We start from the raw sequence: 15,289 nt of genomic DNA, 5'->3' as shown, positions 1-15,289 counted from the left end.
GATACTGCATGAGTTGGTTATTGGAAAACTGGTTTGGCTCCAAGGAAAGCTTGGAAGCGGTGCGTGAGGAAATTCAGGAGAACCTGCACAAGGAGATTTATCTCGGAGTGTCCGGTATTGAGAATCCTGAGCAATCCTCCAACCGTGTGCCATCGAAGGAGCTGTTTCTCAGCCTCCACGGCCCGTGGGACACTCTCGATGAGCAAGAAGCGGAGCTGCTTCGTTTTGTTCACGATGAGCTTCCAGCAGTCGTTCGGGATGAAGTCGGGATTTTCCCGTTCTACACCCAGGTGACACAGGAAGGCTACCTCGTGCTCACTTATATTCGCAATTCGACGCAGCAAAGCATTTTGTTGGATCGTCTGCGCCTGAACCTGGTGACACCCGAGGGGAAGGTTGTAGCCACCAAGAGCTTTGAAATGATGACCTTTGGACCGATTGGCGATGAGTCCAGCCGTCCTTGCGAGTTTTTGTTCCGTTGGGATGAATTTGACGATCTTCCGGAGAAGGAAGTTCCGCTTACTCTCGGTTATCAAAGACCGAGTAAACAATCGGGTGAATCTGTATTGGCAGGAGGAGAATTGGAAATGGATGAAATCGAATACTACCGCCAGCAAGTCGCGGACAATCCAGTAGAAGAAGGCAAGGTAGACCTGAAGGCATTGGGCCTGAAGGAAGGGGAAAAAGGCGGTTTGAAAGTGGTTGTGCTGTTCCGCAACGGCTTGGATAAACGTCTGGAATTTACCGAAGTTCCGATCATTGTCCTTGATGCAAACGGCGATGATATCGCCCGTGTCAGCTACACATTGGAAAACATGAAAGTAGAACCAAAGGATTACCGCGTTATCGCGTTTGAGATCCCTGCTTCTTCGATCAAGAAACAAGGATACACTTTGGACGAATGTACCGTCTTTATTCCGAAGGCGCATCAACAACAGAAGGAATCTAAGGTATTCGACGCAACCAAGTCGAAAGGATTCCTGCAGTAGGAAGCTCCCCCTTTTCGTGCCGCGAAAAGGGGGTTTTCTATCGTTTTTTTCAATCCCAGCAATTTCCTGAATAGGGTTGCGTTTCTCACTTTCGTTCCGCTATGCTAAATGAATAGAATAAGAGTGTAAGGGAGCGGGGCTTTTTCTTTTTTACAAGGACAAGCGTTGAACAACCTGCATTCCTTTTTTCGGTCGGAAAAAGGGAGGAAGGACTGTAGTTCATGAAGAGATTAATTATGGCGGCTCTCGCCGTCACAGTGGGAATATCGGCTGCGTTTGCAGGGGGTCAGACAGCAAAGGCGGCGCTTCCCTCTGACAGATATATCAATAACCAAAGCCACCTGAAGAAGATCAAGGCTGATTTGGCCTGGACAAAAGTCACCGGAAACGACAATATTACCATCGCCGTTCTCGATACCGGAGTGGATTATAGCCATCCCGATTTGAAAGGAAACGTCCTTCCAGGAGTCAATCTGGTGCAGCCCGGAAAGCCTGCCCAGGACGACAGCGCGAACGGACATGGCACAGCTGTTGCGGGGGTTTTGGCCGCCAGGGGAAACAATGGGATCGGAGTCTCCGGCGTGTTGTGGAATGCGCGGATTATGCCGATAAAAGTGTTGGACAAGTACGGGGAGACAGATGTGGAGCTGCTCGCAAAAGGGATCAATGCAGCGATTGACCGAGGAGCTAAAATCATCCTGATGTCAGTCAGCAGTCTGTCCTATTCGAAAACGTTGACAGCGGCCATCCAGCGGGCGGAAGCGAGCGGGGTAGTCGTCGTCGCCGCCAGCGGGAACGAAGCGAACCGCGTCGCCTATCCGGCAGCGTATCCGACGGTGATCGCTGTTGGAGCCGTCAAAGAAAACTTAAAGCCGCTCTACGATTCGAACTCGGGACCGGAATTGAATCTCGTCGCCCCAGGGTTCAATATCTACACAACCAAGCCAAAGGGGAAATACGGAATGTTTAGCGGCACCTCAGCAGCTGCGCCCCAGGTAGCGGGTGCTGCGGCATTGGTGCTTGCGCGCAATCCGAATATGACGCCCCTGGATGTGCGCCAATTGTTGTACCAGACGGCTGCAGACCTTGGAGAGCGCGGCTGGGACAGGCAAACGGGATACGGGCTGCTCGATGTCAATCGAGCCGTCAGTGAAAAGCTGTCGATGGATTTTCATGAACCAAACAATACGCGAAATCAGGCAAAGGCATTTCCGATTGAATCACAGCTGAGAGCGAAATTATCAGAGTCAGACAAAACCGACTGGTATTATATGGATATCCCTTACGACGGAAAAGTCACACTGGTCTCAACCGTCACTTCAACGAATACAACTGCGCTGGCTGCTACTTTCTTCCCTGAAAATCGCGAAGCTTCTACCTATTACATAGGGAACGGAGACACGCTGACTGTACCGGTGAAAGCTGGTAGAATGTACATCAGGATGGAGCGAAGCTTCGGTGTGAAGGGCTTTACCTATCTGTTGACCAGCCGGTTTACGATCAATCCGGACAAGTATGAGCGCAACAATACAATGGATACGGCCCGCCCGCTGGTAGGCAACCAAATTTCCGTAATCGGGAACTTCCATGAAGAGGGCGACGAGGACTGGTTTTCTTACTATGTCCGCGAATACGGCCGGTTAAACGTAACAGTCACTGCCGATACCAAGCGGATCGACCTGAACATGAAGATCGGCAAAGAGGGACAAGCCTTTGAAGAATTTGACAAAGGCGACCGGAATGACCCGACCGAGCGCGCCCAAAAGGAAGTATCACCGGGCAAATACTACATCAGGCTGACCGAGTACTGGCGAAATCAGGTGAACGGCGAGTACAAGCTGGACGTGTCCTATACGCCGATTCGGAAGGATACCAATGAGCCCAACGATACATATCGCCAGGCGTCACCTTTGGCCAACGGAACGCTGATGACAGGAACCTTGCCTACTCATACCGATCAGGACTGGTTCCAATTTACGGTCGATTCCGAATCCTACGTCAGCATACGCGCTCCGTTCGTTCCCGTATCGACAGGGATGCGGCTGGAGCTGTACGGTTCGGATACATTGAACTACTCGCTCTTTGCCACAAACGACGTAGCGCAGCTGTCCGATCTGGGCAAAGAGGTGCTTGGCATGAAGCTGAAGCCGGGCAAGTATTATATCCGTCTGACAACCACATTGCCGTTTAAATACGATTCGTACCGGTTGACTTTGACCAAGCAGCCTTTGATCGCGGGTTATCGTGATATTTCCACGCACTGGGCCCGCAACGAGATCGCCAGACTCAGCACGAAGGGAGTCGTCAAAGGCTTTGATGATTCGACCTTCAAGCCTGACCAGTCGGTGACTCGAGGCCAGTTTGCGACGATGCTGATCCAGTCCATGCGGGCCAAAGGGATGAATATCGTTACGTATACAGGCAGAAATCCGTTCAAGGATCTTTCTAAAAATCACTGGGCCTATGGCAATCTGCTGACTGCCCACCAGCTCGGCATCATCAGCGGCTATCCAAACAGCACCATGCTGCCGGATCAATCGATCACACGGGCAGAAATGGCACTGATGGTAGCCAGAGCAAATAATCTCGTGCTCTATAATCGCAGCAGGTCATCGTTTACCGACGTGCCGACAAGTCACTGGGCGTCTCCCGCCATTGAGGCGCTGACGGCGAAAAAGTGGATAAGCGGTTACGGACGGACGTTCAAGCCGCAGGGAAGAGCTACACGTGCAGAGGTGGTCGTCCTGCTGGCGAAGGCTTACAGTTTGTAACTCTATGGAAAAGGAGAGAACATAAATGAAAAAAGCAACCAAGGGAATCCTCGCCATAGCAATTGTCGGGATGGGGGTCTTTGCTTCGCAGGCGATGGCAGACGGTGTTTCCGGTGTCCCGGGCTCAGCGGATGATCCGGTCGTCACCAAAAGCTATGTGGATCAGCAAATTCAAAAAGCTCTTGGCGGAGGGGCAGGCACAGGCGGTGCATCCGTCTCGACGGGGTTGACAGTGGTTGAGCTGCACCCGGGGCAGACGCTGTACGGTTTTGAGGGTACGGAATTTATCGTCCGTACGGGAAAAGTACAAGCAGTAGCCGGCGATAAAGGCGATGGCTTGACAGATATTACCGAGGGCAAGGACCTGCGAGCGGGAGCCCAGGTGGCTGCCAATCATCTGCTCTTGATCGCCCGTTCGGACAATCGCGGATTGCGCTTGAATGCAAACTACAATGGTGTCGCGCACATTATGGTTCGCGGCAAATACGAATTGCGCTAAGCGCTTATTGACACCGGCTATAAAAACGATTATTCTATTATCCGTAATGGATACTCTTATCCAGAGCAGGCGGAGGGACTGGCCCCATGAAGCCCGGCAACCGACTCGAGCGGTGCTAACCAGCAGAACGGATACCTGTTCTGGCCGATAAGAGGGTAGGGAACGCAAACACCAAGCACCTTTTCCTCTAAAACAGGAAAAGGTTTTTTTTTGCTTGTGCCTTCGTCTAATAAGAACCTGTTTCGGCTACCACACTATTTGTATGAGGTCAAAGGAGGTAGTACACATGTCTTTGCAAAAAGGTCGTCGTCTGTTTACTTCTGAATCCGTCACCGAAGGTCATCCGGATAAGATTTGTGACCAAATTTCCGACTCTATCCTGGACGCCATTTTGTCCAAGGATCCAAATGCTCGCGTAGCATGCGAAACTTCCGTTACCACTGGTCTGGTACTCGTGGCAGGGGAAATCACCACGAACACGTACGTGGATATTCAAAAGCTCGTCCGTGACACCATCCGTGAAATCGGATACGATCGCGCTAAGTTTGGTTTCGATGCCGACACTTGCGGCGTTCTGACCGCTATCGGCGAGCAGTCTGCCGATATCGCCCTCGGTGTAGACCAGGCGCTGGAAGCCCGCGAAGGGAAAATGACTGATGCTGAGATTGAAGCGATTGGTGCCGGCGACCAAGGTCTGATGTTTGGTTTCGCCTGCAACGAGACTCCTGAACTGATGCCTTTGCCGATCAGCATGGCTCACCAGCTGGCTCGCCGTCTGACCGAAGTGCGTAAAAACGGCACTTTGAGCTACCTGCGCCCAGACGGTAAAACACAGGTGACTGTAGAATACGACGGCGATAAGCCGGTTCGTATTGATACGATTGTTATTTCTACCCAGCACGCTCCGGAAACCACTCTGGAACAAATCAAGAACGACCTGATGGAGCACGTGATCAAGCCTGTCGTGCCAACAGAGCTTCTGGATGCCGAGACCAAATACTTCATCAACCCGACTGGCCGTTTTGTTATTGGCGGACCACAAGGGGATGCCGGTTTGACAGGCCGCAAAATTATCGTCGACACCTATGGCGGATACGCTCGTCACGGCGGTGGTGCTTTCTCCGGAAAAGACCCGACAAAAGTGGACCGCTCCGGCGCATATGCAGCCCGCTATGTAGCGAAGAACATCGTCGCTGCCGGCTTGGCTGAAAAATGCGAAGTACAAGTGGCCTATGCAATTGGTGTCGCACAGCCAGTGTCCATCAGCGTAGATACATTTGGGACCGGCAAGATTGCCGAGGACCAATTGGTAACACTAATCCGCAAGCATTTTGATCTTCGTCCTGCAGGTATCATCAAGCAGCTTGACCTGCGTCGTCCTATCTACAAGCAGACAGCGGCATACGGCCATTTTGGCCGCAACGATCTGAATGTGCCGTGGGAGCGTACAGATAAGGCAGAAGCGCTCAAGCAAGATGCAGCAGGGCTGTCCAAGTAAAGACCAAGCGCGAGAGCCTAGTGATACACACTAGGCTCTTTTTCTGTCATTGAAAACGGATTTCCTCTATATTTTTAAGAAGACTAGGCCTTAAGACTTGCGGCAAACTGCTGGAATTCAGTTCATAAAGGAATCCGTTCGTATATGTCGAAATTCCTATATAGGCATAAAGGAGGGAGTTTTTTGTGCCGAAGAGGTGGCCCTTCTTTCTCGTATTTTTCATTGCGCTAGGGCTCGTTGTGACTGCCGGACTGCCCGATACTGCCTCTTTTTTTAAAGAGGAGGCTCCAAAAGTGCAACCTTTCCCCCATGTCACTACGTCTATAAGCACAAGCGAGGAGCAATCGGCTGCACCACAGACAGAAAAAAACCGGGAAGAAGCAGCGTCCTCCAAGCTCTGGTATAGAGATCGGGTAGTCGTATTGACGTACCATCATGTGACCGACGATTCTGACCAGCGCTATGTTATTGGGGCGGAGCAGTTTAGAGAGCATATGACGTTTTTATTCGAGAACAATTTTCATCCGATATCACTGGCGGAATTTGTGCGTTTTGTCGAGACAGGAGTTTTGCCCACTGAGAATGCAGTCTTGCTTACATTTGATGATGGGTATGAAAGTTATTACACACATGCTTTTCCCGTAATGCAGCAGTATCGGTTCCCATCGGTCAACTTTGCCATACTTGGACGATTGCGGGATACCGAGGAGCGAAAGAGAGAAAAAATGACCACGCCGCTATCCCGTCCGCAAGTGAAGGAAATGCTGCAGACCGGGTTGGTGGAGATCGCTTCTCATACATACAGTCTTCACGACGAGAGGGCCCGCAACGAATGGGGAGATCTGGGACCGGAGACAGCACCTGTGTACATGGAGGAGCTCAAACGGCTCGAAGACGAACAAGAATACCGCAATCGCCTTTACGTAGATTTTACGATGTCGCGGGTCGGCTTGAGCGATCTGGTGGGCAAGCAGGTGCAAGCTATTTCTTTGCCGTTTGGATACAGCAATGACATCGTACTGGACATAGCCAAGCAAGCGGGCTACCGATTTGTCTTCAATTCAAATCGAGGTGTGGTAACGGCCCAGGTGAATCCGCTTTCCATCCCCAGATACGATGTCGGGATCAGGGAAATGGATGTGCCCAAGCTGCAGGCGCTGTTCCAGACGGTCAAAAACGAGGTAGAAGGAGATCAATAATGAATCAGGCGATCAGTATTACCATGTTGGATGGTGTGATCAATCGCACGATCGAGACGGTAGAGACGAGCAAATCGCAAATATTCGAGATCGCCGAAAATGCCAGGCAAGAAGGAAATTCCTTAAAACATGATTTGCATGAATTGCGGCAGGAAATAGCGAAAGTGATAAGCAAGGTAGATGAACTGGAGCTCTCCTACCGAAGGGCGCGAGCGCGCCTGGTGTTGGTTAGCCGTAATTTTCAGACATACACAGAGGAAGACATCCGCATCGCTTATGAAGAAGCCAACCGTATTCAGGTAGAATTGTCCATTTACCGGGAACGGGAAGACAATTTGAAAAAGCGGAGAAACGATCTGGAGAGGCAGCTTCGCACGCTGGAGGAAACAATCGAGCGAGCAGAAAAGCTGGTTACGCAGATGGGGGTTGTGCTAGGGTACTTGACCGGCGACCTGAGCAAGGTAGGGGAAGCTCTGGAGGAGGCCAAACAGCATCAGCTGATGGGTCTGAAAGTAATCCAAGCGCAGGAAGAAGAGCGGAAGCGGGTAGCGCGTGAAATCCATGACGGGCCCGCTCAATCCATGGCAAACGTCGTGCTGCGGTCTGAAATTGTCGAAAAGATGCTGAAAAATGAACGCATTCTGGAAGCGCAGATGGAGCTGCACGAATTGAAGGAAATGGTCCGCCTCAGTCTGGCTGACGTCAGACGGATTATCTTTGACCTTCGGCCCATGGCATTGGATGATCTGGGGCTGGTCCCGACGCTGCAGAAGTACATTCAGACGTATGAGGACCGCACGAAAATCTCCGTGGATCTGGTTGTCTTTGGCGTAGAGCAGCCGCTGAAAAGCTCTGTAAAGGCTGCGATGTTTCGACTGGTGCAGGAGTGCTTGAACAATGTTGAAAAGCATTCCGGGGCCAGTATGGTTCAGGTAAAAATTGAATTTCAGGAAAATACGTTGCGCCTAGTGGTCAAGGATGACGGAATCGGCTTTGATCAGGCAGCACAAAAGGCCAAGGGAGGCTCCTACGGGCTGCTCGGCATGAGAGAACGTGCCCAGCTGCTTGAGGGAACGATGGAATTGCAGTCTTCCCCTGGAGAGGGAACAAAGGTCATGTTTCAAATACCAGTCAAATTCTGAAGCAAGAGTGTACAGGGAGGATGAAATATGGAGAAGGTACAGCAAGAAATTCGCATCGTTATTGTGGATGATCACCAACTGTTCCGTGAGGGTGTCAAGCGTATTTTGGAAATGGAAAAGGACTTTCAAGTCGTGGGAGAGGGCGCTGACGGAGAAGAAGCTTTCCGTCTGGCCGAGGACCACAAGCCCGACGTAGTCCTGATGGACATCAACATGCCAAATGTGAGCGGTGTTTCCGCTGCGGAACAAGTTATTTCCGTAAGTCCCGGCACTCGCGTCATCATGCTGTCGATCCACGACGATGAAGGATACGTATATCGTACGCTTCGCTCGGGGGCGTCAGGCTACTTGCTGAAAGAAATGGGCACGAACGATCTCGTCGAAGCGGTGCGTGTCGTCGCTTCGGGTGGAGCATACATACATCCAAAGGTAACCGGCAAGCTGATCGAGGAATTCCGCCGGTTGAGCGAGCAGGAAGGAACGAATGATCGCGGTATAGCCGTGGATGATGCGGAACCAATCGATCCGAAGGTAATTGAGTCGCTCACCCGCCGTGAACGCGAGGTTCTCCAGCTGATGGCGGAAGGGAAGAGCAACCGTGCGATCGGGGAGTTCCTGTTTATTAGTGAAAAGACGGTGAAAAACCACGTCAGCAGCATTTTGCAAAAGCTGAGCGTGCAGGACCGTACGCAAGCTGTAGTTATTTCCATCAAGAATGGCTGGGTAAAACTGTAGAGCAGCTTCTTTTCTGCTTGTGATTTGCCGTTTGGCAGCACCGTGTCCAAGCTATCCCGCATACCTTGATCGTAAGAGGAGGTATGACCGTGATGGAAGAGCTGGTCGTGTGGTTGCTGGCGGCATATGGGTGCTCCTCTTTACTTGTGGGATTGGCGAATTTCTGGATCAGGCGGACGACAAAAGATGTCCCTCCGACTTACGAGCACTATCGATTGCTGCTGTTCAATTCGGGGGATGTGGTGGAGCAAGCTGTCAGGAAGCTTCAATTCCACTCGTATTTGCGAGGAACCCCTATTTGCATTTCGTATCAAGATGATGGATCGGTTGACGATACCATCCGGATCATGACGGTGTTGGAACGGACAGACTACCCGTGCAGGGAAGATCGGGAAGGCGCGTTCGGCGAGCCCGTCATGACCATAGATCTTCGCCAGAAGGGCGAACAGGAGCGCGCGCAATAGCGCGCTTTTTTGCGTTTTCAGAGGGCTCTTGCTTTTCTATGAGAGTTCCAATGGGATTTCCGTAGAGATTTCTTTGCATCCCCTGCAGTCTTTTTGCAAACTGTCCATAACAACAATCGGCGGGGGTTGAGTCTATGCGGGAATACTTGCTCTACATCAAAGTGTCGGGGGGAGCGGCGCAAGCCCATATCACGCCGTGCTTTCAGGTAGATCAGGCATTTTGGCGGGAAAGGGAGGGGGCACAGCTGTATGTGATCGGCAAAAGCAAGTCACTGGCTCTCGCTTTTTCCCTGCGCGGAGAATTGAACAATGCGCTTGGAGATCATGCGTTTACGGAAAAAAGCGTGGACAGCTATCGCGCTCTCGCCTCCGCTCACGTGAGAGAGGCTACTGTATTATACGGCAAGCAGGCAGCAGGCATGACTCCGATTGAAAAGGAATGGTTATCGCTTGAAAGTGTGGGGGGGAGCGGAGAACAAGCAGACACGCTTCCTTTGTCGCCTTCAAGCAAAGATACTTTGGAAGACACCGATGAACTGAAACGCGAATCCGAACGGCTGCTTGCATGGATGAGCGGGCGCGCTCTTTTGTGGGACGAGGTCGGTGTTCTTTTAAACAAAAAGGGATGGGCACCAAGGTCGCTGGAGTGCTGCTTTCAGTGGATGATTCTCTCGGGAAAAGCAGAGCGGAGGCCGGGAATTGAGTGGAGAATAAGGAGGAGCTGGCTGCGACATCGCATGCTGTTCACGTGTGCGAGGTGCGGATCGGAGCAAACGATCGTGCTGACGCGCTGCCATTCATGCAGACAGGGGTGTGCCTACTGTACAGAGTGTCTGGATATGGGGCGAAGCAAATGCTGCACACCGTATTTCTGTGTCCCGAGGCAAAAGGCAAGCCAAGCTTATGAAGCTGTAAGTCCCGGAAAACTCTGTGAGCGGACGGTAAATCGTGGTTTCACCGGAGAGCGAATGGCGGGCACAAGCTATGAACGGAGAGCAGCTCTTCTCGACTGGCAAGGCACCTACTCGCCGATGCAAAAGATGGCTGCGGAAAAAGCGCGCCAGTTCGTTGCCTCGGACAGGCCGGGCCTCGGCGAGTTCTTGCTCTGGGCCGTATGCGGAGCGGGCAAGACGGAGCTGCTGTTTCCGTCAGTGGCTGAGACCTTGCGAGCTGGTGGACAGGTATTGATTGCTACTCCGCGAAAAGATGTGGTGCTCGAGCTGGCTCCACGGATCGCGAAAGTCTTTCCAAATGCCCGGGTGATTGCCGTCCACGGTTCCAGTACAGAAAAATGGGAGGACAGCGACATTACGATAGCGACCACCCATCAAGTCATGCGGTTTTATCATCGATTCCCGCTCGTTGTGCTTGACGAAGTGGACGCCTTCCCCTACCACAATAATCCGGTCTTGTACCGCGTCGTATCGCGAGCGGTGCAGCCCGGCGGCAAGATTTTGTACTTGAGCGCGACACCTCCGCGCTACCTGCAAAAGCGCTTGGTGCCCAAGCGAGCTCAATCGCATATGCATTCCCGGACGCATGTTCTTTTGCCGGGCAGGTATCATGGCTCGCCGCTGCCCGTCCCACTCGTTTGTACGGTCAGGGGATTGCATAAACATCTGTCAGCCGGCCGCTCCGTTCGGCCTTTGCTAGAGACGCTGGCTGCGTCGCTGGATGGCGGACGCCAGGTCTTTGTGTTTGTCCCGCGAGTCGACCAGGTGCCCGTTGTTCTCGGTTATTTGCAACGGAGACTGCCGGGATACAGCCAAGCGATGGCAGGAGTCCATGCAGCAGATCCGGAGAGAGAGGAGAAGGTTCGCCTCTTTCGGGCCAAGCAATTGCTGGTAATGGTAACGACGACGATTCTGGAACGAGGGGTGACCATTCCACGCAGCGATGTCATTGTCGTCGGTACGGAAGCTCCTGTCTTTGATGAGGCATCACTCGTGCAAATTGCGGGTCGAGTGGGCAGGTCTAGCGACGCGCCAAGCGGTACAGTGCTTTTTATCGAAGAATACCGGACATCCGCTTCCCGAGCGGCGATTCGGCAGATCAATCGGATGAACCAGCTTGCTGCCAGTATGCAGCAGACAGGAGGACAGTCATGAGCGGGGCCGCCTGTGTAAGCTGCGGTGGAATCGTTTCGGGACGACGCCGTGAAGAGCTCGTCGGGCGATGGAGTCGCGCTCTGTCACGGCCAGCCACATACCCCCGGATCTATCGGCTGGTCGACAGTCTGCCGTTGTGCAGCAGTTGTCTGGCAGAATGGCAAGTGATTGGCACTCTCATCTGTGAGTGTTGCGGTCGGGATATGGTTAATCAGGTGAGAAACGGGGAAAAGATGTATCAGTCCCCAATAGGAGCTGACTTCAGTCAGCAGGAGAGGAGGGTGTGCAAGGATTGCCTGGCTGTTCAGGAGAAAGGGAATTCTCTTCTGCGAAACAGAGGGCTGCTGCCCTATGACGAGTGTGGAAAGGCAATGCTCAGTCGCTTTAAATACCGCGGAGACGAGCGGATGGCTGCTTTCTTTAGCGCCTTGCTGGCCATTGAATACTATCGCAGCTATCATTCAGCGGGATTCTCCTGCCTGTCGGAAGTGCCTCTGCATGAAAGCAGGCTGTCTGATAGAGGGTTCAATCAGATGGAGCTGGTAGCGGATGGACTTTCAAAACGGATTGGGATACCGTACATTCCCCTGCTCAAACGATCAAAGCAGACGGCCAAGCTCAGTCAGCAGCGCGGCAAGAGAGAGCGGGAGGAGAATATGCGAGGGGCCTTTACCTGTATGTATACAGGCAGCCAAATCGGTGGAATCATCAGAAAACAGGTTCGCGAAGTCTTGATTGTTGACGATATTTATACGACTGGTTCCACATTGCGAGCGTGTGCTGCAGCGATTCGGGAAGCGCTGGGTCATACCTGTCAGGTGTCTGCTCTTACCTGCTTTCGATAACCCTGTAATGTATTTGTCCTTTTTGGAACAATCAGCGTTTCTTCTTGTACATTCGCCATTTTTCGATATGATGGTAGTACATCCAGTTTTTATCACGAATGAGACTCGGATCGGTTAAAGGAGTTGTCTTTATGTCTCTGGGCAAACTTTCCAACTGTTCGCGCTGCGATGCCCTGTTTGTACAGACTGTCCGTGATATTTGTCCCAAATGCTATCAGGCAGTGGAAAAGGAATACGAAGAGTGTGCCAGGTTTTTGCGGAAACGAGAAAATCGGGGAGCCAACATTCATCAGGTAAGCGAGGCAACAGGTGTCAGTGTCAAACAGATTACCAAATTTATCAAAGAAGGGCGCATCTCCATCGAGGGAAGCCCCAATCTTGGCTATCCTTGCGAAAGCTGCGGGTTCTTGATCCGCAGTGGAAACCTCTGCGATTCTTGTGTTCGCAGTCTGCAGCACGATATTACCCAGCAAAGTGAAGTAGACCGCAGATTGGAAGAGGAAAGACGGGAGAAACTCGCACAGGCCGCTTATCGAAGAAGGGCGAAACCTGGCGAATAGTTTTCGCGAAAAAACCTAATCGACCAAAGGGAAATTGCCGATGATACTACTAAGAGACAGTATCGTCGGTTTTCTTTTTTTCGTTCTCCCTATAGATGAAACGGCAGCGATGCGGAGACGAATGGATTGCCAAGTTTTTTCGGTTTGAGAGGATGGGTAATAGATGCGAATTAACGAACCTAATCGCACAGGCATGATCAATGCATACAACAACACGGGAAAGGCTCCGGCGGCCAAAAACGGGCGTATCCCGATGGGCAAGGACGAGGTCAACATCTCGAATGAAGCGCTGGAAATGTTGAAACAGGTGGAAGCCCCCCAGTCTCCTGAACGGAGAGAAAAGATAAACAACCTGAAGAAGCAGGTGGAAGAGGGAACGTACAAGGTCCCAAGCGACAAGATCGCAGAGAAGTTCCTCTCCTTCTGGCGCAAGCTGTAGGGCTGAGGAGATCAACGGAGTGGAGGGAGCAGCATGGCGAAATGGAGCAACCTCTACGAGCTGCTCGACAACTTGATCGAGCTGCATAAGGCGTTGCAGACGTTGGCGGTGCAAAAAAAGGAAGTCTTAATCAAAGGCGACGTGGATCAGCTGCTGGCCATTACCACTCAGGAGAAAAAGCTGATCAAAGCCGTGAGTGCGGCCGAGGACACGCGCCAATCTCTCGTTGCCCAAATGTTTGCCGAGCAAGGCATTCACCGCGACAACGGCACCCTGGCGGAATTGATCAAGCTGACGACCAGCCCGGAAGAGAAGGCCCGCTTGATGAAGGCTCGGGATGAGTTGACGCGGATTGTTTCCGAACTGCGAAAAGCGAACGAATTGAATCAGCAGCTGCTCGAGCAGTCTCTTTCATTTGTAACTATGACCCTGGATCTGCTTACGGACTCGCCGGAGGATGACTTTATCTACGGCAGAACAGCAAGGGCGGATGGGTATCGAAACCATGCACGGACGTTTTTTAACAAAAAGGCATGAGGAAAATAAAGTAAAGAGGTGCCGATATGCGCTCTACCTTTCACGGAATAGAAGTAAGCAAGCGCGGATTGTTCGCGCAGCAATCTGCCCTGAATACGACGGGACACAACATCTCAAACGCGAATACGGAAGGATATACGCGTCAGAGAGCCAATATGCAGGCGACAACGGGGCTGCCGTACCCTGGCATGATGGCAACGATCGAACCCGGCCTGCTGGGAACAGGGGTTAATGTCGTAAGCTTGCAACGATTGCGGGAAGATTTTCTTGATGCGCAATTCAGAAATGAGCACAAGCGTCAAGGCTACTGGGACGGCCGCCTGGAAACGTTGGAAAAGCTGGAAGGCATTATGAACGAGCCATCCGATACCGGACTTCAAAAGGTAATGGACCAGATGTGGCAGGCATGGCAGGATCTTGCCAAAGACCCGACCAACACGTCGGCACGAGCTGTCGTCAGGGAGCGGTCGAAGGCGGTTGCCGATACGTTTAACAGTCTGTATAAGCATCTGGAGGAAGTGCAGAGGGATCTTAATAACGTGGTAGGCGTTAAGGCTATGGAGATCAACTCCCTCGGACAGCAGATTGCCAGTCTGAACCGGCAAATCGGAGATATCGTACCGCATGGCTATACGCCGAATGACCTTTACGACCAACGGGATGTTCTGCTCGACAAGCTGTCCAAGCTGGTCGAAGTGAAAGTGACGCCGGCTGCCAACGGGATGGTAAACGTTACGATCGAGAACCGAAACTTCGTGAACGGCATCCAGTCCCTGCCGGTAGCGACACAACAGAATGCCGACGGGATGCTCGATATGACGCTGGAGGGCGGCGTATTTGTGCCAACGACAGGGTATATGGCTGGCGTGTACGAGTCCCGGAATCAAATCGTTCCCAATCTCATGCACCGTTTGGACGTACTGGCGATCAACCTGACCAAAGAAATTAACGATGTCCATCGAACAGGCGTCAGTTTAAACGATATGAAAAACGGGGGACCGCAAGACTTGCCGTTTTTTGTAGATGCATCCACTCCGGCAGGAGGAAAGGACTATCCAAAAGGGGCGGGGACGATCACCATTAATCCGGCGATCCTGGCGAGCCTGGATGCGATTGCAGCCGCACAGCCGGAAACCGGCGGAAATGCAGCCGGAAACAACAAAAACGCTCTCGCAATCGCGGCAATCAAGTTCAAGGTGCTCCAACCCGGTCCAGGACCCAATGATTTGAAGGAAAGCTCTTCTTTAGACGACTATTACCGTTATACAATCGGCCAGTTGGGCATCGACGCCCAAGAGGCGGTGCGGAATCAACAAAATGCGGAGATGATTGTGGGAACGATTGACAACCAGCGCCAATCCGTATCCGGAGTATCCATCGACGATGAAATGGCCGAATTGGTGAAATACCAGCACGCTTACACCGCTTCCGCACGTGTCATGACAAGCATGGATGAGATTTTGGATAAAGTGATCAACGGTATGGGTCGAGTGGGCTTGTGAT

General features: G+C 52.1%; 14 protein-coding genes and 1 riboswitch. All 14 genes read left to right on the top strand.

Going from position 1 to position 15,289, the window contains the following annotated elements; translation table 11 throughout:
- Positions 1 to 8 precede the first annotated feature (8 nt).
- The 14 genes from NST37_RS22820 (at position 9) to flgK (ending at position 15,288) form a co-directional block, all read left to right on the top strand.
- A complete protein-coding gene (locus tag NST37_RS22820) occupies positions 9 to 989 on the top strand; it encodes an SLAP domain-containing protein (protein ID WP_031932651.1) in 981 nt (326 codons plus the stop codon).
- Between the two features lie 221 nt (positions 990 to 1,210).
- Complete coding sequence (locus NST37_RS22815) at positions 1,211 to 3,760, top strand: S8 family serine peptidase (protein WP_031932650.1); 2,550 nt, start codon at positions 1,211 to 1,213, stop codon at positions 3,758 to 3,760.
- Positions 3,761 to 3,785: 25 nt separating this feature from the next.
- A complete protein-coding gene (locus NST37_RS22810; protein ID WP_003388342.1) occupies positions 3,786 to 4,259 on the top strand; it encodes a hypothetical protein in 474 nt (157 codons plus the stop codon).
- Positions 4,260 to 4,312: 53 nt separating this feature from the next.
- A riboswitch (SAM riboswitch) is annotated at positions 4,313 to 4,413 on the top strand.
- 138 nt (positions 4,414 to 4,551) lie between these two features.
- Positions 4,552 to 5,757, top strand: coding sequence for a methionine adenosyltransferase (metK, locus tag NST37_RS22805; RefSeq protein WP_003388340.1), 1,206 nt, complete (start codon positions 4,552 to 4,554; stop codon positions 5,755 to 5,757).
- Between the two features lie 185 nt (positions 5,758 to 5,942).
- Entirely contained in the window at positions 5,943 to 6,956 is a 1,014-nt protein-coding gene (locus tag NST37_RS22800; RefSeq protein WP_003388339.1) for a polysaccharide deacetylase family protein, read from the top strand.
- Positions 6,956 to 8,098, top strand: coding sequence for a sensor histidine kinase (locus tag NST37_RS22795; protein ID WP_003388338.1), 1,143 nt, complete (start codon positions 6,956 to 6,958; stop codon positions 8,096 to 8,098). Before NST37_RS22800 ends, NST37_RS22795 begins: the two co-directional genes overlap by 1 nt.
- 27 nt (positions 8,099 to 8,125) lie before the next feature.
- On the top strand, positions 8,126 to 8,833 hold the full coding sequence (locus NST37_RS22790; protein WP_003388337.1) for a response regulator transcription factor: 708 nt from the start codon (positions 8,126 to 8,128) through the stop codon (positions 8,831 to 8,833).
- A gap of 89 nt (positions 8,834 to 8,922) precedes the next feature.
- Positions 8,923 to 9,297, top strand: coding sequence for a glycosyltransferase family 2 protein (locus tag NST37_RS22785; protein ID WP_141334254.1), 375 nt, complete (start codon positions 8,923 to 8,925; stop codon positions 9,295 to 9,297).
- 134 nt (positions 9,298 to 9,431) lie between these two features.
- Complete coding sequence (locus NST37_RS22780) at positions 9,432 to 11,405, top strand: helicase-related protein (RefSeq protein WP_339185883.1); 1,974 nt, start codon at positions 9,432 to 9,434, stop codon at positions 11,403 to 11,405.
- Positions 11,402 to 12,250, top strand: a complete 849-nt coding sequence (locus tag NST37_RS22775) for a ComF family protein (protein WP_031932647.1) — start codon at positions 11,402 to 11,404, stop codon at positions 12,248 to 12,250. Before NST37_RS22780 ends, NST37_RS22775 begins: the two co-directional genes overlap by 4 nt.
- Positions 12,251 to 12,381: 131 nt before the next feature.
- Positions 12,382 to 12,810: a TIGR03826 family flagellar region protein gene (locus NST37_RS22770; protein ID WP_003388331.1), complete on the top strand. Its 429-nt coding sequence runs from the start codon at positions 12,382 to 12,384 to the stop codon at positions 12,808 to 12,810.
- Between the two features lie 163 nt (positions 12,811 to 12,973).
- Positions 12,974 to 13,249 (top strand): flagellar biosynthesis anti-sigma factor FlgM, encoded by a 276-nt coding sequence (gene flgM, locus NST37_RS22765; RefSeq protein WP_327955759.1) that lies wholly within the window; start codon positions 12,974 to 12,976, stop codon positions 13,247 to 13,249.
- Positions 13,250 to 13,282: 33 nt separating this feature from the next.
- Complete coding sequence (locus NST37_RS22760) at positions 13,283 to 13,786, top strand: flagellar protein FlgN (protein WP_003388329.1); 504 nt, start codon at positions 13,283 to 13,285, stop codon at positions 13,784 to 13,786.
- Positions 13,787 to 13,812: 26 nt separating this feature from the next.
- The gene (flgK, locus tag NST37_RS22755; RefSeq protein WP_003388328.1) at positions 13,813 to 15,288 is read left to right on the top strand and encodes a flagellar hook-associated protein FlgK; all 1,476 of its coding nucleotides are present in this window, start codon (positions 13,813 to 13,815) and stop codon (positions 15,286 to 15,288) included.
- The last annotated feature ends 1 nt before the right edge of the window (position 15,289 follow it).

The sequence above is a fragment of the Brevibacillus sp. FSL K6-6036 genome, assembly GCF_037964015.1.
GTDB classification, from domain to species: Bacteria; Bacillota; Bacilli; order Brevibacillales; family Brevibacillaceae; genus Brevibacillus; species Brevibacillus borstelensis.
The sequence above is the reverse complement of the archived record's forward strand: the minus strand, read 5'-3'. Positions and strand labels throughout refer to the sequence as shown.

What these genes read in the sequence shown, in the direction of transcription:
- NST37_RS22820 (WP_031932651.1), top strand. Translation starts at nt 9, where the DNA reads ATGAGTTGGTTATTGGAAAACTGGTTTGGCTCCAAGGAAAGCTTGGAA.
- NST37_RS22815 (WP_031932650.1), top strand. Translation starts at nt 1,211, where the DNA reads ATGAAGAGATTAATTATGGCGGCTCTCGCCGTCACAGTGGGAATATCG.
- NST37_RS22810 (WP_003388342.1), top strand. Translation starts at nt 3,786, where the DNA reads ATGAAAAAAGCAACCAAGGGAATCCTCGCCATAGCAATTGTCGGGATG.
- NST37_RS22795 (WP_003388338.1), top strand. Translation starts at nt 6,956, where the DNA reads ATGAATCAGGCGATCAGTATTACCATGTTGGATGGTGTGATCAATCGC.
- NST37_RS22790 (WP_003388337.1), top strand. Translation starts at nt 8,126, where the DNA reads ATGGAGAAGGTACAGCAAGAAATTCGCATCGTTATTGTGGATGATCAC.
- NST37_RS22780 (WP_339185883.1), top strand. Translation starts at nt 9,432, where the DNA reads ATGCGGGAATACTTGCTCTACATCAAAGTGTCGGGGGGAGCGGCGCAA.
- NST37_RS22775 (WP_031932647.1), top strand. Translation starts at nt 11,402, where the DNA reads ATGAGCGGGGCCGCCTGTGTAAGCTGCGGTGGAATCGTTTCGGGACGA.
- NST37_RS22770 (WP_003388331.1), top strand. Translation starts at nt 12,382, where the DNA reads ATGTCTCTGGGCAAACTTTCCAACTGTTCGCGCTGCGATGCCCTGTTT.
- flgM (WP_327955759.1), top strand. Translation starts at nt 12,974, where the DNA reads ATGCGAATTAACGAACCTAATCGCACAGGCATGATCAATGCATACAAC.
- NST37_RS22760 (WP_003388329.1), top strand. Translation starts at nt 13,283, where the DNA reads ATGGCGAAATGGAGCAACCTCTACGAGCTGCTCGACAACTTGATCGAG.
- flgK (WP_003388328.1), top strand. Translation starts at nt 13,813, where the DNA reads ATGCGCTCTACCTTTCACGGAATAGAAGTAAGCAAGCGCGGATTGTTC.